The organism is Acinetobacter sp. YH12072, assembly GCF_013419565.1.
Taxonomy (GTDB): domain Bacteria; phylum Pseudomonadota; class Gammaproteobacteria; order Pseudomonadales; family Moraxellaceae; genus Acinetobacter.
The window spans coordinates 1-21194 of the sequence record NZ_VOZV01000009.1 but is presented as its reverse complement, the minus strand read 5'-3'; the positions used below and the strand labels follow the sequence as shown (position 1 = coordinate 21194).

The 21194-nt window shown below is 40.0% G+C and carries 24 protein-coding genes and 1 pseudogene; 14 read left to right on the top strand and 11 right to left on the bottom strand.

Translation table 11 applies throughout. From position 1 onward, the window contains the following. The first annotated feature begins 72 nt into the window (after nucleotides 1–72). From FTU19_RS05360 to FTU19_RS05335, 6 genes are all read left to right on the top strand, one after another. The gene (locus tag FTU19_RS05360) at nucleotides 73–753 is read left to right on the top strand and encodes a M48 family metallopeptidase (protein WP_180130315.1); all 681 of its coding nucleotides are present in this window, start codon (nucleotides 73–75) and stop codon (nucleotides 751–753) included. A 199-nt stretch (nucleotides 754–952) separates the two neighbouring features. Beyond that, nucleotides 953–2008 (top strand): N-acetyl-gamma-glutamyl-phosphate reductase, encoded by a 1056-nt coding sequence (gene argC, locus FTU19_RS05355; protein ID WP_180130378.1) that lies wholly within the window; start codon nucleotides 953–955, stop codon nucleotides 2006–2008. A gap of 76 nt (nucleotides 2009–2084) precedes the next feature. Beyond that, on the top strand, nucleotides 2085–2831 hold the full coding sequence (locus tag FTU19_RS05350) for a DUF6776 family protein (protein WP_004786014.1): 747 nt from the start codon (nucleotides 2085–2087) through the stop codon (nucleotides 2829–2831). 18 nt (nucleotides 2832–2849) lie between these two features. Further along, complete coding sequence (gene clpS / locus FTU19_RS05345) at nucleotides 2850–3263, top strand: ATP-dependent Clp protease adapter ClpS (protein ID WP_034170359.1); 414 nt, start codon at nucleotides 2850–2852, stop codon at nucleotides 3261–3263. A gap of 9 nt (nucleotides 3264–3272) precedes the next feature. Next, nucleotides 3273–5549, top strand: a complete 2277-nt coding sequence (gene clpA, locus FTU19_RS05340) for an ATP-dependent Clp protease ATP-binding subunit ClpA (protein ID WP_180053838.1) — start codon at nucleotides 3273–3275, stop codon at nucleotides 5547–5549. Between the two features lie 104 nt (nucleotides 5550–5653). Next, nucleotides 5654–6007, top strand: coding sequence for a YnfA family protein (locus tag FTU19_RS05335; protein WP_180104327.1), 354 nt, complete (start codon nucleotides 5654–5656; stop codon nucleotides 6005–6007). An 80-nt stretch (nucleotides 6008–6087) separates the two neighbouring features. Here FTU19_RS05335 and FTU19_RS05330 read toward each other — a convergent pair whose 3' ends face one another. The 3 genes from FTU19_RS05330 to FTU19_RS05320 form a co-directional block, all read right to left on the bottom strand. Next, nucleotides 6088–6561, bottom strand: coding sequence for a hypothetical protein (locus tag FTU19_RS05330; protein ID WP_179992341.1), 474 nt, complete (start codon nucleotides 6559–6561; stop codon nucleotides 6088–6090). Between the two features lie 103 nt (nucleotides 6562–6664). Further along, entirely contained in the window at nucleotides 6665–7585 is a 921-nt protein-coding gene (argF, locus tag FTU19_RS05325) for an ornithine carbamoyltransferase (RefSeq protein ID WP_004786004.1), read from the bottom strand. A 113-nt stretch (nucleotides 7586–7698) separates the two neighbouring features. After that, the gene (locus FTU19_RS05320; RefSeq protein ID WP_034702501.1) at nucleotides 7699–8349 is read right to left on the bottom strand and encodes a TetR/AcrR family transcriptional regulator; all 651 of its coding nucleotides are present in this window, start codon (nucleotides 8347–8349) and stop codon (nucleotides 7699–7701) included. Between the two features lie 229 nt (nucleotides 8350–8578). Here FTU19_RS05320 and prpB point away from each other — a divergent pair, with 229 nt between their 5' ends. Both prpB and prpC read left to right on the top strand, forming a co-directional pair. Further along, entirely contained in the window at nucleotides 8579–9463 is an 885-nt protein-coding gene (gene prpB, locus FTU19_RS05315) for a methylisocitrate lyase (protein ID WP_004785998.1), read from the top strand. Between the two features lie 4 nt (nucleotides 9464–9467). Next, nucleotides 9468–10607 (top strand): 2-methylcitrate synthase, encoded by a 1140-nt coding sequence (gene prpC / locus FTU19_RS05310; protein WP_005235399.1) that lies wholly within the window; start codon nucleotides 9468–9470, stop codon nucleotides 10605–10607. A gap of 76 nt (nucleotides 10608–10683) precedes the next feature. Here the strand turns inward: prpC and FTU19_RS05305 are convergent. From FTU19_RS05305 to FTU19_RS05295, 3 genes and pseudogenes are all read right to left on the bottom strand, one after another. Then, nucleotides 10684–11202: pseudogene (locus tag FTU19_RS05305) on the bottom strand (aminotransferase); the annotation flags it as partial. 54 nt (nucleotides 11203–11256) lie between these two features. Further along, the gene (locus FTU19_RS05300; RefSeq protein ID WP_068568838.1) at nucleotides 11257–12189 is read right to left on the bottom strand and encodes an IS5 family transposase; all 933 of its coding nucleotides are present in this window, start codon (nucleotides 12187–12189) and stop codon (nucleotides 11257–11259) included. A gap of 286 nt (nucleotides 12190–12475) precedes the next feature. Beyond that, nucleotides 12476–12949, bottom strand: a complete 474-nt coding sequence (locus FTU19_RS05295) for a CinA family protein (protein WP_034702490.1) — start codon at nucleotides 12947–12949, stop codon at nucleotides 12476–12478. Between the two features lie 254 nt (nucleotides 12950–13203). Here FTU19_RS05295 and FTU19_RS05290 point away from each other — a divergent pair, with 254 nt between their 5' ends. Both FTU19_RS05290 and FTU19_RS05285 read left to right on the top strand, forming a co-directional pair. After that, nucleotides 13204–13434 carry a hypothetical protein gene (locus tag FTU19_RS05290; RefSeq protein ID WP_180130313.1) on the top strand — a complete coding sequence of 77 codons (231 nt, stop codon included), beginning with the start codon at nucleotides 13204–13206 and terminating at the stop codon, nucleotides 13432–13434. Between the two features lie 625 nt (nucleotides 13435–14059). After that, nucleotides 14060–14296, top strand: a complete 237-nt coding sequence (locus FTU19_RS05285) for a hypothetical protein (protein WP_034170363.1) — start codon at nucleotides 14060–14062, stop codon at nucleotides 14294–14296. 93 nt (nucleotides 14297–14389) lie between these two features. Here FTU19_RS05285 and FTU19_RS05280 read toward each other — a convergent pair whose 3' ends face one another. Then, nucleotides 14390–14731, bottom strand: coding sequence for a hypothetical protein (locus FTU19_RS05280; protein WP_175967532.1), 342 nt, complete (start codon nucleotides 14729–14731; stop codon nucleotides 14390–14392). A gap of 581 nt (nucleotides 14732–15312) precedes the next feature. On the opposite strand from FTU19_RS05280, the gene FTU19_RS05275 reads away from it, so the two are divergent. From FTU19_RS05275 to FTU19_RS05260, 4 genes are all read left to right on the top strand, one after another. After that, nucleotides 15313–15459, top strand: a complete 147-nt coding sequence (locus FTU19_RS05275) for a hypothetical protein (protein WP_004785985.1) — start codon at nucleotides 15313–15315, stop codon at nucleotides 15457–15459. A gap of 551 nt (nucleotides 15460–16010) precedes the next feature. Continuing rightward, nucleotides 16011–16301 (top strand): type II toxin-antitoxin system HigB family toxin, encoded by a 291-nt coding sequence (locus tag FTU19_RS05270; protein WP_180130311.1) that lies wholly within the window; start codon nucleotides 16011–16013, stop codon nucleotides 16299–16301. A 1-nt stretch (nucleotide 16302) separates the two neighbouring features. Further along, nucleotides 16303–16704, top strand: a complete 402-nt coding sequence (locus FTU19_RS05265) for a type II toxin-antitoxin system HigA family antitoxin (protein WP_004785978.1) — start codon at nucleotides 16303–16305, stop codon at nucleotides 16702–16704. Nucleotides 16705–16918: 214 nt separating this feature from the next. After that, nucleotides 16919–17071, top strand: a complete 153-nt coding sequence (locus FTU19_RS05260; protein WP_004785976.1) for a hypothetical protein — start codon at nucleotides 16919–16921, stop codon at nucleotides 17069–17071. A gap of 41 nt (nucleotides 17072–17112) precedes the next feature. Here FTU19_RS05260 and FTU19_RS05255 read toward each other — a convergent pair whose 3' ends face one another. The 4 genes from FTU19_RS05255 to FTU19_RS05240 form a co-directional block, all read right to left on the bottom strand. Beyond that, nucleotides 17113–17748, bottom strand: coding sequence for an SOS response-associated peptidase (locus FTU19_RS05255; RefSeq protein WP_179992347.1), 636 nt, complete (start codon nucleotides 17746–17748; stop codon nucleotides 17113–17115). Between the two features lie 358 nt (nucleotides 17749–18106). Continuing rightward, entirely contained in the window at nucleotides 18107–19336 is a 1230-nt protein-coding gene (locus FTU19_RS05250) for an alpha/beta hydrolase family protein (protein WP_373684485.1), read from the bottom strand. Between the two features lie 182 nt (nucleotides 19337–19518). Then, nucleotides 19519–20661, bottom strand: coding sequence for a catalase family protein (locus FTU19_RS05245; protein WP_180130309.1), 1143 nt, complete (start codon nucleotides 20659–20661; stop codon nucleotides 19519–19521). A 155-nt stretch (nucleotides 20662–20816) separates the two neighbouring features. After that, nucleotides 20817–21032, bottom strand: coding sequence for a hypothetical protein (locus tag FTU19_RS05240; RefSeq protein WP_064096117.1), 216 nt, complete (start codon nucleotides 21030–21032; stop codon nucleotides 20817–20819). Nucleotides 21033–21194 lie beyond the last annotated feature (162 nt).

Genomic DNA, 21194 nt, shown 5'->3' with positions numbered 1-21194 from the left:
ATAAGTTTGAACTTCCCCCTTTATTAAAGGGGGATCGAGGGGGATTAGTAAAATAACGATTAAATATAAAAAATGACCCTAAACGACCTGCCCGAAATCCAAATCACCCGAAATGTTCGCTCAACACGTCTCAGACTGCGTGTAGAGGGTGATCAAATCCGTTTAACCGCACCTGTATTTTGTAGCAAAAAACAGATTCAGAATTTTATTGACCAAGCGGAAAGCTGGCTACTGAAAACATGGAAATTGCAGCAGGAAAAAAATCAAAGTATTGATAGATCTTTACCAGCAGAATTGCAGCTTTTCAATCAGGCTCAGCCAATCCAGATCGTGTATCAAAGTCAAAAGCAAGACTTTGTTTTTGATGCTAAATTATTACAGCTATCGATCAGTGACCGTCATCCTGAAACCTATTTAAAAGCTTTTGTGATTACCTATGCTAAAGAACAGTTGCCTGTTTATCTGAACAAAGTAAGCCAAGAAACAGGATTATCATTTAACATTTGTAATGTTCGCCAACCGAAAACACGATGGGGTAGTTGTTCTGCCAAACATGACATCATGCTAAATAGTGGCATCATTCTGTTTCCTGAAAATATTGTGCGTTATTTATGTGTGCATGAACTGGCCCATACCCGGCATTTTGACCATAGTCCACGATTTTGGGCAGAGGTAGCAAAGCATGATCCAAACTATTTAATTCACCGCAAAATTCTGAAAAATACTGTGATGCCATATTGGTGGACAGCTTAAGAAGATCTATAGAGAAGTTGAAATAGTATTGATTTACTTCTAAATAGCCTAAGCAATTGACATAATTCTCTTAAAGTTCTTAAAATCTCTCAAAATAAAAGGGGTAAATAAAAAACCATCAATCCCTAGTGAAACAGTTTAGAAAACCTCAAGTTCCTGTCATACTACAGCCCATAAAGGAAACATCTAGTTTGAGGTAATCATCGTGATTTCAGTGGGTATTGTGGGTGGTACAGGTTATACAGGCATTGAACTTTTACGTCTATTACTGCGACATCCGAATGTAGAAGTTAAAGCACTGACATCACGTACTGAAGCAGGCTGTCGCGTTGACGATATGTTCCCGAGTCTGCGTGGACATACGGATCTTCAGTTTTCTGACCTCAGCCTTGATCTTTTAAAATCATGTGATGTGGTATTTTTCGCGACACCACATGGGGTTGCCATGAAACATGCTGAGGAACTTGTTGCAGCTAATACCAAGGTAATTGACCTTGCAGCGGATTTCCGTTTGCAAAATCTGGAACAGTTCGAAAAATGGTATGGCATGGAACATGCTTGCCCAGAAGTGTTAAAAGATTCTGTTTATGGTCTGTCTGAACTTAACCGTGACCAGATCAAACAGGCGAGTGTGATTGGTAATCCGGGCTGTTATCCAACGACAGTTCAGCTTGGTCTGGCACCAGTATTAAAATCAAGTGAGGCCTTGGTAAAACCAGAAAGCATTATTATCGATGCAAAATCTGGGGTATCAGGTGCGGGCCGTAAAGCCAGCCTGGGCATGATCTATTCTGAAAATGCTGATAACTTTAAGGCTTATGGCGTTGCGGGCCACCGTCACCATCCTGAAATCGTAGAAGCATTAGAAAACATTTCAGGTCAAAAAGGCGTGTTTGACCATATCCTGTTTGTGCCGCATCTAGTGCCGATGATTCGTGGGATGTTATCAACGATTTATATCGATTTGACTGAAGCAGGTCAGGCAGCTGACTTGCAGTCACTGTACGAGCAGTTCTATGCCAATGAACAGTTTGTTGATGTAATGCCAGCAGGCAGTTCACCAGAAACCCGTTCGGTGCGTGGTGCTAACCAGTTGCGTATTGCACTATACAAACCACAACCAACCAAGCTGGTGATTCTGGTGGCTCAGGACAATCTAGTCAAAGGTGCAGCTGGTCAGGCAGTACAGAACATGAACCTGATGTTTGGCTTTGCAGAAAATGCAGGCTTGAATAATATTGGTTTATTACCATAAAAAACGTATTAGAACTTCACACACATTTAGATTTGGATTTAAATGTGTGTCTTGAACAAAGTATACAGAGATCAAAATGCCGAATAATGAGTCAAACATGACGATCCAGGAACCCTCTACAAAGAAACCATTGATGAAAGGCAATACACCTTTGGTAATCGGTGCTGCTGTGTTGATTCTGGGTAGTGGCTTGCTGGGCTATACGGTCGGGCATCGGCAAGGTTTGACTGCGGTAGGTTTTGAGGCGGATGCGGAACAACTGGTTGAAGTGGTACAAAAACAGAAAACTAGTCTGGAAACACTGAATAAATCTCTGAATACAGCGGTTCAGGAACGTGATCTGGCCGTTAGTAATGCCAATGATCTTTATCTGGCTGCAAATAAGGCGCGTGATGCCCAGGAGCAGGCTGAAAGCGTTGGTACGATCTACCGCGAGATCTTGCGTCAACGCGGTGGTTTAGCATTGACAGTTCAACATCTGGGGATTAAGGCATTGCCTGATAATGCCTTCGAATACCAGATTGATCTGGTTCAGGTCAGCCCGGGCAAAAATCGTGCTTCTGGTACAGTGGAACTGCGCTTGATTAAGGGTACTGAAATTCTGGTCGTGCCGCTTGAAGATAAAAACTTTAATTTTGACAATTACGAACGTTTGACTGGTCGCTGGACCATGCCTAAAGGTTTTAAACCAGAATTTATTGAAGTGCGCCTCTCAGGGGCTAAGCCTGTGATTCGCCGTTTTAGCTGGGATCAGGGGAAAGCTGTTGAAAGCCAGTCAACAGTCCTGTCAGAGATTCCAAAAACTGAAGCAAATGCAAATTAAGTGTGAAATAGAAATCGTATGCCAAGCAATAAACGTCCAAAATGTTTAAGTGAGATCAAAAATTCTTTTTACGAGTCCGGCATGGTTGATTGGCATATTAGCCCGCGTTTAACAGACGAGCCTTTTCACGATGATGACGCTGACCTTGCAGTCCAGACTGCACCTCCTGAACTGAAGCGTCCACCGATGTATGCAGTGGTATTATTGAATGACGACTACACTCCCATGGAGTTTGTAATTGAAATTTTACAACAATACTTTGCAATGAATCTTGACCAAGCTACACAAGTAATGCTAACTGTACATTATGAAGGAAAAGGTGTAGCTGGGGTCTATCCTCGAGACATTGCGGAAACCAAAGCGAACCAAGTCAATAATTACGCTCGATCTCAAGGTCATCCTTTACTTTGCCAGATTGAGCCGAAAGATTAAGGGGGTTGCATGCTCAGTCGTCAATTAGAAGTATCACTACGTTTGGCTGTCAGCATGGCTCGTCAAAAGAGACATGAGTTCCTGACCGTAGAACATTTATTATTAGCTTTACTCGACAATGATTCTGCCGTGAATGCCTTAAAAGCATGTGGTGCAGATATTATCGTTTTGCGTAAAGAATTAGAAGAGTACGTAGAACAACATACCCCTAAACTCGGTGAAAATAGTGATCAGGCACCTCATCCTACAGAAAGTTTTGACCGGATTTTGCAACGTGCAATTTTCCATGTTCAATCCAGTGGCGGTGATCGTACTGTAGAAGGCGCCGATATTCTGGTTGCGATGTATTCTGAGCGTGATTCTTTTGCGGTTTATCTGCTTAAACGTCATCAGATTAACCGTCTGACTTTAACCCAGTACCTTTCTCATGGTACACGTAAAGACGAAGTACAGTCTGAAGAAGAAATTGAAGAGTTAGATGGTGAATCGGCTTCTTCCAATAATTCTGGCCCACTAGAGCTGTATACGACCAATTTGAATCTGGAAGCTCAACGCGGCAAGACAGATCCATTGATTGGCCGTGAGAAAGAAATTGAGCGGGCAGCACAAATTCTTTGCCGCCGTCGCAAAAACAACCCATTGCTAGTCGGTGATCCAGGTGTAGGTAAAACTTCAATTGCTGAAGGTCTGGCTTGGTTAATTGTGAATGGCAAGGCACCTAAGCCACTGGAAAATGCTGAAATCTATAGCCTAGACATCGGAGCACTGGTGGCGGGAACTAAATACCGTGGTGATTTCGAAAAGCGTTTAAAACAACTATTAAATGCCTTGAAGAAAAAACCGGATGCAGTACTGTTCATTGATGAAATTCATATGATCATCGGTGCAGGTTCAAGCATGGGCAGCACCATGGATGCATCGAATCTGATTAAGCCTGCATTGGCAAATGGTACCTTGCGTTGCATCGGTTCAACCACATTCCAGGAATACCGTCAGGTTTTCGAAAAAGATCATGCCTTATCACGCCGTTTCCAGAAAATTGATGTGAATGAGCCTTCGATTACAGAAACAATTGATATCTTGCGTGGCCTGAAATCTAAATTTGAAGATTTCCACCATGTGCAGTATGACGATCAGGCACTGGTTTCTGCGGTTGAACTGTCAGCGAAATTTATTAATGACCGTTTCTTGCCAGATAAAGCGATTGACGTGATTGATGAGGCCGGTGCACAACGCCGTTTGAAAGCTGAGCAAGATGACAGCATGATTACAGTTGAAAACATCGAAGACATTGTGTCCAAGATTGCCCGTATTCCACCGAAAACGGTTTCTAAAGATGACAAGTCTGTACTGGAGAACCTTGAGCGTGATCTGAAACGTGTAGTCTTCGGCCAGGATGAAGCAATTGAAGCTTTGGCTTCTGCGATCAAACTGTCACGTGCGGGTCTGAAATCGCCTGATAAGCCAGTGGGTAGCTTTGTATTCGCAGGTCCAACGGGTGTAGGTAAAACTGAAGTCACCAAGCAATTGGCGAAAATTCTGGGTGTAGAGCTGGTACGTTTTGACATGTCCGAATACATGGAACGTCACGCAGTCTCTCGTCTGATCGGTGCGCCTCCAGGTTATGTAGGTTTTGACCAAGGTGGTTTGCTGACCGATGCGATTCACAAAAATCCGCATTGTGTATTACTTCTAGATGAGATTGAAAAAGCGCATCCAGATGTATTCAACCTGTTATTACAAATCATGGATCATGGTTCATTAACGGATAATAATGGTCGTAAGTCCGATTTCCGTAATGTGGTACTGGTTTTAACGACTAATATTGGTGCGGAAAGTATTTCCCGTGTCAGCATTGGTTTCATGGAACAGGACAACAGTAATGACAATCAGGAAGCGATGAAGAAAGCGTTCTCGCCAGAATTCCGTAACCGTCTGGACGGCGTGATTCAATTCAAGGCATTGCCGAATACTATTATTGAAAATGTCGTGGATAAATTCCTGACTGAACTTCAGGCACAACTGGATGAGAAGAAAGTGGTGCTGGAGGTGGATCAAAGCGCACGCGAGTGGATGGCTGAAAATGGCTATGATCGCTTGATGGGTGCTCGACCAATGCAGCGTCTGATTCAGGAACATCTGAAAAAACCACTGGCTGAAATGATCCTGTTTGGTGAGCTAGCTGAAAATGGTGGTAACGTTTCAGTTTCTGTGAAGAAAGAAAATGGTAAGTCTGTCGGCCTGAAACTCGAAGTCTTCGAAGATCAGACTGCTGAACCAGCTTAATCCTTGAATAGATCATCAGACCCGTGTTCGCACGGGTTTTGTTGTTTTATTTGCCCTTAATTTATGTGCTCTTGGTTTAAAGAGTGTCTGATTTAGCGAAGTATATGGATATCCAGATTAGCAAGCTTTTAACCACGTTTTTTCTGTTTTTATTAACGGCATTGATGGAAATTTTGGGCTGTTATTTTCCCTATCTGATTTTAAATCAGGCGAAGAGTCAGTGGTTATGGATTCCGACGGCATTAGCCTTAGCTGCGTTCGTCTGGCTTTTGACTTTGCATCCGGCGGCTTCTGGACGTATTTATGCTGCCTATGGGGGCATCTATATTTTCTCAGCATTGATGTGGCTGAGATTCGTTGATCAGGTCAGCCTTTCACGTTGGGATTTGCTTGGTGGAATCGTGGTCATTCTAGGCGCGCTGATTATTATTTTACAGCCGCAAGGTTTGATCCGTTAATCGTCTAGTTATGTTTACCAATTAAAATTTATCTAAATATAAAAGGCAGCTAAAGCTGCCTTTATTGATTCTAGACAAGATTATTTTACATTACAGTCTTTCTGGGAGAGATCTACATTATAAGTATGCGTTTGGGAGCTGAGACTAAGTTCGATTTTATAAGGATTGACGATCTGATAGCGATGTTCAAAAAAGATCTGGCAGTTATTTAGAAGATTATTACGAATCACCTTAAGGACTTCTTTACGGCCTAGGTCTTTCTCAAACTGGCTAAAGTCGGGTGTCGTGATCATGCCTTTAAGTGTAGTTTTATTGGCAGTAAGTTGTAACTGTTCTATGATCGTATTCTGATCGATCTGTAGCGGTAAAGTCTTGGAATCTTCTGCACTCAGCACAGTAAGCAGTTCGTTCAGCTCAGCTTTTTTCTCAATTTTAAACTTGCTGTCCAGAATGCCTTTTCCTTGGAGATACTGGTCGAATTCAGAAGCATACACCGGTAAAGCAGCACTACTAAAACCTGCCAGGAGTGCCAGAGTCCAATATTTTTTTTGCATTGTATCGCATCACTTTTTATGTCGTTTCAATACTGATTATAAAAGCTGAAACAAAAAAAGCACCAGAGATTGGTGCTTAATTTGTGAAGATTTTTTGAAGGAATCAGTCTTTTTTCAGGTTTTCATTCAACAGAAATTCAACCAGTGCTTTTTGTGCATGAAGGCGATTTTCTGCTTCATCCCAAACTACAGCATTTTTGTGATCTAGCATATTTTCAGAAATTTCTTCACCACGATGCGCAGGTAAGCAATGCATGAACAGGCAGTCCGGGTGTGCAAGATCCATCAGACGTTCATTCACCTGATAGTCCGCAAAAGCTTTCTCACGGATTTTCTGTTCTTCTTCTTGGCCCATACTTGCCCAAACGTCAGTTACGATCAGGTCGGCATTGACTGCTGCATCTTCAGCAGTATCGACCAGTTCTACACAGTGTGCGAATTCTGACAGGAACTGTTCTTGAGGCTCATAGCCTTTTGGTGCTGCAACTTTTAACTTGAAGCCCCACATGTGTGCTGCTTCGATATAAGAATTACACATGTTATTGCCATCGCCGATCCAGGCAACGGTTTTACCTTCGATTGAACCACGATGTTCCAGATATGTCTGCATGTCAGCAAGTAACTGGCAAGGGTGATGATCATCAGTCAAAGCGTTGATCACTGGAACTTTTGAATAAGAAGCAAAGCGTTCTACGATATCGTGACCGAAAGTACGGATCATCACAATATCCAGCATGCTGGAAATCACACGTGCAGAATCTTCAATTGGCTCACCGCGGCCCAACTGGGTATCACGTGAAGACAGGAAGATGGCACTACCACCGAATTGGCTCATGCCTGCTTCAAACGAAACACGCGTACGGGTACTCGATTTTTCAAAAATCATGCCCATGACTTTACCAACAAAGGGTTGGAACACTTCATTATTGTGCTGTTTGCGCTTAAGCTCGATTGCGCGCTGTAAAATCTGGTTCAGTTCTAAAGTTGATAAATCGCGTAAGGTGAGAAAGTGACGGAGAGCCATTCGTTACTCCACAATAATTGCCGAAAACTCGATCAACAATCAGTTGTTGGTTAGTTTAAGAAAAAATACGGAATCGGCTAATATACTATAAGCAATGAAAAATGCAAAAAAAACTAGACTTTTTGATGACCGTCTAAAAATCGATCCACACAATAACTGATGTATTTGTCGATTTCCTGATCATCTTCCTGTACCGGAATTCCCATCAGAATCCGCCATTCCAGATTACGCAAGATGCCAAAATATAACTGGGCCGAATATTGCGGATTCTCGCAATGCAATAAACCTTGCGCATCTGCTTGTTCTAAAGCCGTGGCAATCGCACTTTGTACATGTACTGGGCCTCGTTCATGAATATGCTGCGCGAGTTCCGGATTACGCTGACTCTGTTCCAGCACCAGACGCATAAAGGCTGAATTTTCCGGTTGCATGATCTGATGATAAAAATTAAGCAGCGTATGTACCAGATAACTACGAAAATCCAGAGCCATCAGCTCGATCGGAATACTGATATCTTCAAAAAACTTGATACGACGATAATCGCAAATGGCCTTAAACAAGCCTTCTTTGTTGCCAAAGTACTTGTAAATAGAAGCCTTGGAACCGCCTGCATGCTGGACAATATCATCAAGAGAAACTGCATCATAACCATGTTCCAGAAACAGTTCGGTCGCAGAGACCAGCAGCGCAACGCAGCGCTCATGACCACGTTTGGTTTGTGGCAGATCTTTGGCGAGTGGTTCCAGATGAACAAGGTTTTGCATAGAGGATGGTATATCAACAGGTTATATAAACTTGGTAGTTCATCATAACAAATATATCCGCAGATTTCACAATCGGACCGGATGAAGGCGGAATTTATTCAATGAATCAAGTAAAACTTAAAAGTTTGACTAAAGTTTTAGAGTTTTTATTCTATTGGCTTATAGCATCATGGTTTCAAATCGGTATACTCAAATCTCAATAATTATAGCCAAGACTGTGGAAGGGAAGATGACAGAACAAATGTCTGCAGGTTTAAAGTTTAGACAAGCGCTTGAAGTCGAAAAACCATTACAAATTATGGGCACAGTGAATGCCTATGCTGCCATGATGGCCAAACAGGTCGGTTATAAAGCCATTTATCTCTCTGGTGCCGGTGTTGCCAACTATTCTTACGGTCTACCTGATCTAGGCATGACCAGTCTGGATAATGTTCTGGAAGATGTGCGTCGCATTACTGAACGTGTAGATACACCCTTACTGGTCGATATCGATACAGGCTGGGGCGGTGCATTTAATATCGCACGTAGCATCAAGCAGATGATTGCTGCTGGCGCTGCAGCTGTGCATATCGAAGACCAGGTTGCGCAAAAGCGTTGTGGTCATCGTCCGAATAAGGAAATTGTGACCCAACAGGAAATGGTTGACCGGATTAAGGCAGCTGTCGATGCCAAAACCGATTCAAACTTTGTGGTGATGGCACGTACCGATGCATTACAGAAAGAAGGTCTGCAGGCAGTGATTGACCGTGCTTGTGCCTGTGTCGAAGCAGGTGCAGATGCCATTTTTGCTGAGGCAATGACGGATATTACGATGTATCGCACCGTATGTGATGCAGTTGGTGTCCCAGTATTGGCCAATATTACCGAATTTGGTGATACCCCATATTACACCACTGAAGAACTGGCTGAGCAGGGTATTCGCATGGTACTTTACCCGCTATCAGCCACCCGTGCGATGCAAAAAGCGGCACTGGAAGTGATGCGCTCAGTGCGTGAAAATGGTACACAGGTGCATGTTCTGGATAAAATGCAACCGCGTAAAGAATTATACGAATTTTTAGATTATCACAGCTTCGAAAACACATTAGATAAACTGTTCAAGCAGGAGAATTAAAACAATGGCTGAAGGAAAAGTACTCACTGGCGCAGGATTGCGCGGACAAGTCGCAGGCAAAACTGCACTTTCAACAGTAGGCAAAAGTGGTGCAGGCCTGACCTATCGCGGCTATGACGTACAGGATCTGGCAGAAAACTGTCAGTTTGAAGAAGTCGCTTACCTGATTTTCTTTGGTGAATTACCAACTTCAGAACAGTTGGCAGCCTATAAAGCAAAACTGAAATCTTTGCGTGTACTGCCACAAGCATTGAAAGAAGTACTTGAGCGCATTCCAGCGGACTCACATCCAATGGATGTGATGCGTACTGGCGTATCGATGCTGGGCAACCTTGAAACTGAACAGTCTTTTGATCAGCAACAGGATGTTGCAGACCGTATTCTGGCGACGCTACCAGCAATTATCTGCTATTGGTATCGCTATAGCCATGACGGCGTACGCATTGATGAAAATACTGATGATGATTCAATCGGTGCTCAGTTCCTTCATTTGCTACATGGCAAGAAGCCAAATCAGCTGCATGAACAGGTGATGAATGTATCCCTGATTCTGTATGCAGAGCATGAATTTAATGCTTCAACCTTCACAGCGCGTGTTTGTGCATCAACTTTGTCTGACCTGCATTCATGTATTACCGGTGCAATTGGTTCACTACGTGGCCCATTACACGGTGGTGCCAACGAAGCGGCAATGGACATGATTGAAAACTGGAAATCTCCAGAAGAAGCCGAGCGCGAAATGCTGGGCATGCTGGAGCGCAAAGAAAAGATCATGGGCTTTGGTCATGCGATCTATAAAGACAATGATCCGCGTAATGGCATTATCAAGCAGTGGTCAGAGAAACTGGCAAAAGACGTGGGCGATACTGTACTGTATCCAGTATCGGTGCGTTGTGAAGAAGTGATGTGGCGTGAGAAAAAACTGTTCTGTAACGCAGACTTTTTCCATGCTTCTGCTTATCACTTTATGGGTATTCCAACCAAACTGTTTACGCCAATCTTTGTGATGTCACGCGTCACAGGTTGGGCAGCACATGTGATGGAACAACGTGCAGATAACCGGATTATCCGTCCAAGCGCGGATTATACTGGTCCAGAATTGCGTAAAGTGGTTCCAATTGCTGAGCGCACTTCTGCTGCGTAAGCCAAAGATATTCTAAACATAAAAAATAAGGTCTCTATGAGGCCTTATTTTTTGCTAATTGTTTATGGAAGCTGGTTTAACGACTTAATAATGCCGGATCTTCAATGTGATAACCGGTTTCAAATGGGATGCCTAAGTATTTTACCGTTACCAGTATTTTATTCTGTTTCGGTACTTTGTAAGTTTGGCTTAATCTTAAATCTGCTTTATAGCTGACTGCTTGCTGAACAAGACTTTTATACTGGCCAGATTGCACTCGATATTGATAAGTCCATTTTGGAACTTTCTGTTTAGGGTCATGCCATGCAGGGGCAGTACCTTTGCTGGTCTTTAATAGCTTGAGCTGGATATTTTGCTTTTGCAGAGGTACTAACGGAATCAGACGCTTTTTAATTTTGGCAATTTCCTGGTTAAACTTACGGCTGTCCTGATCGTAGTCAATCTGCTTGGTTTTTGGATTGATATACAGGGAGTTCACCTGAATTAACTGATTCGGAGTTTTGGATTTAAAATTATAATAATACAGTTGAGGTAGGCGTCCGCGACCATCGAGATAATGCCGCAACAGATAAAGTTTCTGGTCTTTGACTTCATAACGGCTTTGTTGCATAAAGATTTTAAAGATAGAGCTTTCCTAAGTTGTTTAAATTTAAGTGACAACTTGGGTGTGAGGTCGGCCGAGCTCCGTAAACTTATTTAAGATGGCCACACGTGCATGCATCTCGTTGACTTGGCTATCAAAATTCCGAGCACTGAGCTTATCGCCTAATAATTTGATGCAGTGCATCTTGGTTTCTACCAGACTTCGCTGATGGTAGCCCGACCATTTTTTCCATAGTGTCCTGCCTAAACGTTTAACAGTGCGAAGTAATTCATTTCGCTCTAGCGAATGAACTTTTGTATCTTTCCAAGGCTTCGCATTTTTTCTGGGTGGAATAATCGCATGGGCATTTCGATCTGTGATCAACTGGCGACACCGCTTTGTGTCATAAGCACCATCGGTATAAACGGAGTCAATATGCTCATCTTGAGGAATCTGATCGAGTAAATCACCAAGTACTTGTGAATCACTGACATTATTTGTCGTAAGCTGAACGGCACGTATTTGCAGTGTTTCAGCATCTATACCAATATGCAGTTTACGCCATTGCCGACGGTATTCAGGCTGATGCTTCTTACGCTTCCATTCGCCTTCACCTAAAAATTTTAAACCCGTAGAGTCGACGAGTAGGTGTAACCCATCACGACTTTTCTGGTAGCTAATTTGAATATCAATATACTTTTGTCTTCTACAAAGCGTCGTGAAGTCTGGTGCTGTCCAATCTAATCCGCAAAGTTTAATTAAGCTTTGAACAAAACCAGTAACCATGCGTAAAGTGAGTCTAAATAGAGATTTGATCATCAAACAGCATTGGATCGCTATGTCGGAGTAGGTTTGATTTCGACCTTGTTTGCCTTGAGGTTCTGCATACCATTGTGTTTTTGGATCGAACCAAATGGCAATATTCCCACGATTAATGAGAGCTCGGTTATATGCGGGCCAATTGGTTGTGCGGTAGATTTTGTGTGTAGGCTTATTCATTTGGAAATTATATTGCCGAAGAAGTCCTTAAGAACAGCTTTGTGCAACAAAGCCCTTCATAACCCAAAACTTCAATATTCTGTGGGCCACCAACAGTGGCGAAAGCGGATACAGGAATACCAAGGGCGAGCAAAAGGGCTGCAATTCTTATTTTCATCACTGATCAGGCCTCATTAAAAAAACGTGCTTTTATAGAAATAATTTAACTATAAATACAGTAGAAATAATGAAGTTTGATCAGCACTCAATATAATTTGATCAGCACTCAATATAAACAGTTTTAGCTTTAGGTGTTGAGTAGATTAATCATGTCATGTGCGATGACGGCTGCCAGTTTATTGAGACGTTCCTGTGGAGTACCTTTAATATAATACTGGAACTGGTGAGTCTGAAGACCATCATAAACAGCGGCAAAGAAAGTACCTTCCGGCTTATCTGGGGTCGCGCTACCGCCTGGTTTAAGCAAGCCTGTACAAGCAATAATCCAGTCAGCTTCCTGAAACATTTTTTTGCCTGCCTCAGCCAGAGCAACCGTTACAGGCATGGATTCAGCTGAATGGGTACTAATCAGATTCGGAGAAATTCCCAAGACATTAATCTTCACAGACGGATCGTAGCACACTAGACCACCCAGCAAGATTTCAGCACCTTCATTTTTGCAAATTGAAAACTGACTGGTTAAATAGCCAGAACTTGCACTTTCAATAAAAGCAATCTTGATGTTTCTTTGTTCCAGCAGGCCACAACATGTTTTAATCATAATGTCTATTTTGTCTTAGAAGGTAATCTTTATTCCAATGTAGTCCCATTTTGCTTTTGTATCAACTGTGAGATTATTTCTTTATTATGATGAAAGGTAAAATATTTTTGTAATTTTAGTATTCCAAACGTAAGTTTGGCAGTTATTGAATTGATTGCTTAATGCTTGGACAATATTTGAAATTAATGGTTTTAACTTGCTCTAATCAGTGGTAAAAATAAAAATAAAGTGCGTAAGGAAAGTAGGTTGTAAGAATGAAAACCACAGTAAAGTATTCCGTATTAAAAAGTCTAGATTATCAACTGGGTACTCCTTTATTTCAGGAAGAAATTGAGGCAGATGGTCAATATTTTGATCAGATCCCAAACATCATTCACTACCAGAATTTAAAGTTTAAAGTTAAAAGCAAAGAATTAAAGCGTTTATATCTAGCCGAAGAGCAAGAAGAAAGCCAAACCATTATTGTAAAAGTGGTCGCAATCTAAAAATAACTTATTAAAAATAAGCCTCTTAAAATAAGAGGCTTATTTATTGGATAAAGGTCGTTAAAATAAAATTTGATTAGATTTAATAAAAAAATCTAATAATAATTTTAAAAATATAAAGTCAAGGTAAATTGGCAACTGAAAAGGCCTTATTTGTGATTCTATGTAATATATTCTGCTATTTAAAAATGGTTTTTTTCGTTTTTATATTTAATGATCTAATTTTTAGAAAATTAGGTTAAACATGTATAAGAAATTATAATTTTAAATAATCAATAAAATTCAATATTTTATAAATATAATCATATTTTATATAAGTAGCAAAATGTATTTCTAAATTTTATTTTAAATTTAAGTTTATATACAATTTTTTGATTAAGTTATGACTTTAATTGAAAAATAAAATTTATAAAAGATAGAAAGCTTTCAATATGTGTTCATTCTATTATTAAAAGTAATTTATGTTTCTTATAAATCCAGACTTCAATTACTTAACTTACCTTTTTTTACATTGAATTAATATGTAACAGGTAATAACTTGGCGAATTTTTAAAAATAGGTAGAGTAAATATTAAGTCGAAACCTAATCATCGGCGATTTAAAGCAAATAGTAAGGAGTTACACCATGGCTAATAATCAACAGCAAAATCAGCAAGACCAACAGAACCAACAACAACAGCAAGACCAACAACGTCAGCAAAACCAGAATCAAAATCAGCAACAGCCGAACCAGCAGCAACAACAGCCGCAGGGACAGCAAAACCAACAGCGTCAGCAGGGCCAACAGGACCAGCAACGCAATCAGCAACAACAGCAACAGCCACAACAAGATAACCAGCAGCAAAATTTGCGTAATCAATAAGATTAGTTAAAGCTGCAGCGTTTATATCTAAGCTGTGTAATCTCTACAAAAAACCGCCTTCTTTAAGGCGGTTTTTTTATTGTTCAGAATAAATCAGCATTGAATATTGGATTTTACTTTATAAAAGTCGAGCGCATTTTTCAGATCTTTCAGTAATTCCTGCTCCTCATATTCTTGTGGCATTAGTTTTATTAGGGCCGGCATATAATGAGTTTTATATTCTTTAGGATAATCCTCACATAAAATATGTGTTCTTTCCTCAAGGCTAATAGTAGAAGAATCTAATTTATCTAAATAAGCACTCAATCGGGCATCTGATTGTTCAAACTGAGCTTTCACTGCCGGGTCAGGTTCAGCTGATACATCTGCCTGTTGTTTCTGGCAGCCTGTGATCGCCAATGCCAATAGGGTAATTATGAATAGTGATATTTTCATGGCAACAATATATTGTTATCAGTCGTTGGAAAAATTATAAAGAGAAATGAGTGAAAGAGCACCTGCCTTTAAACTCATTGACAGCTGAGAAAATAAAAAATGAAAAGGACTTTGATAAAATAAGTAAAATATCTACCAATATGTATAAGTTGCATATCTGCTTTTATGACTGACTTGATTGAATGAAAACTGAATGAATCAAAGTTTTTTGTATTTAATTGCATCTAAGTTGATGAAAAATAGCCAATAAAATATAAAACATAACCTATATTCAACATTTGGTAAAAAAGCCTCTATATTTCATATACATATTAGATGCATGACAAGTGGTACTTTATCACCACTACAACAACTTAGATAAAATAATTTAAAATCAGCAAGTTAAAAAGCCCTGCTTAATCCAGACAGTTAAGTAGGGCTCATTTTTTAAATCATAAATATGCTAAAAACTAATGATTCTTCGACATTTATCCTTAACATAAGTTTTCATATACAACATAAAACCTGAAAATACGTTCAAGTGTGAAACATGAATAGATGTTATTTATATATCTCTTTTCATGAAAAGACAGGGTAGAGCTATGATGAGATGTATCTGTGCATTTGGTATGGGTGTCATGGTGGGATGTTGCTTTAAATCTTGCAAAGAAAAAATGTGCCGGATGATGAGCAAGGATCACGGTACCAAAGACCAAGCGCCAAAACATGAAGAGAGTGTACAAATTTAGAGGCTATAGCTTGCCTGTGCAATCGCAGTACAGGTGAGTGATTCAATCGTTTCAAGGTAAATAAATCGTGGAGCTGTAAGCCATTATCTTTAAAGCAACAAAGCTCGATCCATGATCGAGCTGTTCACAGTCAGGAGAAACACATGTTCCAATTTATATGTTGTTTATTTGGTCTTCATGGTGCGACTGAAATTGATTACACAGTCGATGATTTCGAAGTCAAAAAGTGTCGTGATTGCTTGAAAGATTTAAATTAACTCTCTAGGCCTTCGTGGTGTAGATGGATGTTGAACCCCCGTTTGATATAGATCGACGGGGTTTTCATTTTTTTATCATTGCTATTTGAACATAGAACCAACATATCAGCGCTATATTTTTATAAATTATTGACAGTTAATTAATAAAGATTATTAAAAATAAGAATTTACTTATTTTTAGCTTATTATTTGATCCTACTAATATCCATCTCAACTAAATTCATTCTTTAAGTCTTATTGCAATATGCGATATTTAGGTTATACTTTCAATATAGCAAAATGCGATAAATTATTATGCATGTGATCACTCACGCTCGGACTCTGGAAGCAATGCAAAAGTGGCCACACGCTGAAACTGCATTGGATGGTTGGTATCGAATTATCAAGGCCAATGATCCTAAGGATTTTGCCGACATGAAGCGATTATTTCCCGCAGTCGATAAAGTCGGGAAATTTCATGTCTTTGATATTGGTGGCAACAAGATCAGGTTGATCGCAGTTGTGATGTATCAAGCAAAACGTGTCTATATTCGCCATGTCTTATCCCATCAGGAATATGATAAAGGTCATTGGAAGGAGGCTTAATATGAATGCAATGATTAAACAGGCCGTTGATCACTGGCGTTATGTTGCACCATTGCTCAGCAAGCCAGAAACTGAAGAAGACTTTAATACCCTTACTGAAGCTTTAGATGAACTTCTAGATATTGTAGGTGATGATGAATCGCATCCTTTAATGGGGCTGATTCTTCAATTGGGTGACTTAGTCTCAGCTTACGAGCATGAGCATTTGCCGATGCCAGAAGGAGATGGACGTACTGCATTGGCTTTCCTGATGGAACAGCATGGCCTAAGCCAATCAGACTTATCTGATATAGCTACCCAGTCGGTCATTTCTGAAATCCTGAATGGTAAACGTCAGCTCAATATCCGCCATATTAAAGCTTTGTCTGAACGTTTTAATGTTTCTGCAGATACTTTCTTTTAAGTAATAAGAAATTAAATTATAAATTGATCTATGAGCTGTGTTTTCTGGAAGCAGGTTGCACAGCCAGGCAGATTTAGATTAAACAAGAAGCCTATATAAGCTCTGATTAGAAGAATATATGTTTATTAAAATGTATGGAAAACATAAATATTATTGATGTTTAACCTTATATGTCCTAATAATTTTCTAAGCATCTAGAGGAAAGGGAATATATATGACAACTCATGCAGACCACCAAACAGAGCAAGAAGATAATCCGCAAAAAGAATCTAATGATGATAAAGGCAATCAAGCAACCTATAAGGGTGTAAAACCTGAGAAAAAGCCTAATGCCGAGCCAGAGCATCCACTGAGGGAGCAGAAATAAGTATTTTATATGAATAAAGCCCTAACTTGGTTTAGGGCTTTTCAGTTGGTCCACAAACCTTGCTCTTTAGGCCTTGCTATAAATTCATCTTTCATTTCAAAGAAAAAATTATGAGCTTGTTCATGGTCGCAGTTGAGCCAGTCGTGTCGTAATTCTTCAGGAATCACAATAATCGAACGTTTTTCATCATTCGGCTTGTGAAACCGTTTCATAAATGGGTGCTGATCCGAATTTATGGTAAGCATCGAAAAGGATCTGATTTTCTCACCTTCAATCAATGCATCCTCATAAATTGCTGCAACCGTGAAAGGATGACCATCTTCACGTGAAATACCAAACCAGTGTGGTTTATCGTCTATATATTTAGGCTCAAAGAATGTATCGACTGGGACTAAAGTAAACTGGTTATTTTTCCAGGCATGTCGAAAACTTGGTTTGGATGCCACTGTTTCACTCCGGGCATTGTAGGTATGTCTGCCATATTTCAACTCTTTTGCCCAAGATGGAACTAGTCCGAAACGTGCAATATCCAGCTCAAACTTGTCCGCACCACGCATAATGATTGGGGCGGGTGCTAATGGATAAACATGTATTTTTATTCCGAGTTCCAGTTGTTCTTCATGAATATCTAGTAAGGAAAGACGTTTTTTTGAAGGGAATTCATAGTTCGAGCACATAAAGAACCTCTTTCATTCTCATTGTTGTTTGCTAAAGAATTAAGGAATCAAAATGGGGAACTCAAAAATCAAAATTATGAGTTTCAGCAAAAGCTCTAATACTTGCTTTAGCTACACGTTTGCGAAGGAATAAAATTTGGATTAATTAAAGTTAGTTGGCCTGTAGCAGGCCCGGATTAATCTCAAATAAATGAAATATTACGTTTCGATATTCGTTACTGCTTAACTGCGATAAGCGTGTTAAGGACATACTAAGGTCATAAGAGCTAAACTTTTAATGCTATGCAGTCTAGTAACAGACTGCATATTTCATAGACTTACCATGATCATAAATATCTAATCGACAAAAATATGAACATTAATTTGTCTCACAAGTACTCATAAATTTTCCTTGTTCAACTGAGTTGATAAAGTCTTCGACCATAAATTGACTTTGTCTTAAAGAGCCATGATGATCTGCACCTTCAACAGTTTTAAATGCAATCGGCTTTTGTTTGGTACACATTAGCTGATAATAGGCATGAGTACCTTGATAATCTACAATCTGGTCTTTATTACCCTGAACTATCATTACAGGGACAGTAGGTATCATATTTTCGATGGATTGTTTTTTTGAATATTCTATTAAGGGATTAAGATCTGCATCAGTTTTGAAAACTGTTTGAGGTGCTTCTTTCACATCAGCTTGTAATTCCGATAAGCCATGATTACGCGCATAATTGACAATCTGGGCCATTTCAGGACTCAATAAATTCATAATATTGAGGCTAGGATCCGCGGCTTCAGCACCTAAAAGAACGATAGGAAGAAATGCAACCACACTTTTTTCGATTTGAGGATGCGAGGCTGCGTATTGAGCAATTCCCTCATATTGATATCCTCCTGGGGCGACGACCAGTGCTCCACGTAACTTTAACTCAGGTGCATCTTTTTGCCCATGTGCAGCTACCATTAGGGCAGCAGCGCCTCCCTGACTGTGACCCATGACATACCATTTCCTGTTAAAATGATAAGGCTTTAAAAAATGAAGTGCTCTTACAGAGTCAACCACAGTATGCAGTTGGCTCTGTGCATTCATGTAGGGGTGTTTGCCGGGTGTACCTAAGCCCTGATAATCGGTGGCAACTACTGCATAGCCTTGGGCAAGCCAGGCATCAAGTGGTTTGGAAGCCAGCTCTTGATAGGCATGCACGGGTCCACCGACATAATCACCAGAAGGGGCACAGGTATCTGCCACTCCGGTGGTGCCATGTGCCCAGGCTAAAACGGGCCAGCCACCTCTAGGTGGTTTGCCTTGTGGCAATAAAACAAATCCGGAGACAACAATGGGTTCTGAATGTATACCACGGCTGCGATAGGTAATTAAAAATCGTTGGGCGGCATGGGGAAATAAATCAGTACTTTGTTCTTCGATAGCGAGTAGAGTTCCGGGGGTCTTTGCAGCAATATCACAATTATGATGATTGCATTTCTGGGAATCCTGATTCTTGCATTTCCGGGAAATAGCAGGAGAGGCGAGCAAATAAGCAGAGCCTAAGCCCGCACAGCCCACTATAATTTTCAGGAGAGGACTTTTTGTTTTCATCACAGATACCATTTCAATTTTTATAATTTCATTTATAATGTAGCAGTCTTAGCCATGTTTCTAAATTAACTATTAACAAATTTTGTAAACTAAAATTATTAAGCTAAATTAAATAAATGATACAATAATCGCTCTAATTTTAGTTTAAGTTATAATTTAATTAATAATTCATATATATTTAGTTCTCAGTGTGGTTCTAATCTTTTAGTAGCATTCATCTCATGTCTAAGCTGACTGATACGCTCATAAATCACCTTTCGCATCCGGTTTACTCCTCCCAGAGGTTTGTGTTCCGGTACTGTATGCCATGGCGTAAAGGAGAGGTTTTCACAAAATTCGTTTTGTTCAGGTGTATCAAAAACCTGTTGAAGAATATGAATAGTCGCTAGCTTGTAAAAAGGTGCCTGGTTTTCTGGGCATTCGGTCATCGAATCTTCGACCGACATGCTGTTTGATGTTCGGGGTTGTACTAAAAACTCCATGCATGCCTTACTTTTTTGCAATTGATTCCGTAGATTTTCTCTTAGAAAATTATTGTGGGGATTATAGGGTATAGGGTCTGTTCCTCTTGAACATGCTTGGGCTGAATACTTTACAGCTTGACGACCACTGCCTGTTCCTAATTGATAGGGCACCATGGACCAATATCGGGTTTGCAGAGGATTAGATATTGTATTTCTCGTATTTAAGGCAATCCAGGTTCCTTTAGCCCCTAATGCAAAAGGGGTATGCAATTTTTTGAGAAAGCTTTCACTATTTATATCCTGCATAAATGCCATATAACGAGCTGGATCATTCACAAAAAAAACCGGATGATTAATCATGATGAAATCTTGAGTAGACATTTCATCATGATTTAAAAGTCTTTCTCCCGGTACTGCCAAAAGCTTTATTGTCATGCCACGGGCATCTTTTTTAATATCTGCTTGTTGAGCATTACTAGATCCATTAGAAAAAAGTATCCAGGCTTGATAGGTTTTTCCGGGAAGAAAAATACCTTGTGCCAACTCTTTGGGAAGTGCTTCAGCTATCTTGAACTCTGCGCGTACACAACCGTGTGCCTTAGGGTGTGCATCACGTAGCGCGATACCGGTCGAATACTCTTTCCGAATAGATTTCTCAATAATGTCTGCGATCTTTTTAGCTGTGATTTCTTCATCAGGATAAAGGCTTTCATTTAAACCACGATCTATATTGGGATATGTGATAGCTTTGGGAGATTCAGGGGTTATAGGCGAGGTATCAGCATATATAGTGTTAAAGATATTGATGGTCATCAGCGGGAGGTAAAGTAGGCCCAAGCCTACAGCTCTTATAAAGTCAGGCATTGAGTATCTCCTTGATATACCGCTAAAGTTAGTTTTAACTTATGATCTGAAATTCTTTGAAGGCCCTTTAGACCAATAATAATGATCATATTTGTTTGATTATCATTCTTTATTAGATACTCTATTTCAAAGTAGGTTTTTACTTTTAATTCAACTTAATAATAAAAATAGGGATCCTGACTGTTTTTTGCCACTTTATTGCAGTTCTTGCACTTGATACTTTCAATAGAGTAGCGCCCATGAGTTTGCTTGCCTTCTGCAGCAGCAATAATAGAAAATTGCTGAGTATCATTAAAGCTATAGTCATCCTGTGCTTCACAAATAGAACACTTGATAATTTTTCTATCGCAGTAGATGTATGCTTCGTTCATTATGTATCTCCTGATTCTTGGTTTTATATTTTCACTAGATCTCTTTCATAAATCAAAAAACGATCTTCTTTTTGGTTAATATTTGCACTCCGGATTTCTTAGCATTCGTGCATAATCTGCGGATGAAATACATCGATTCAAACAAGCTTTCTGATCCTCAGT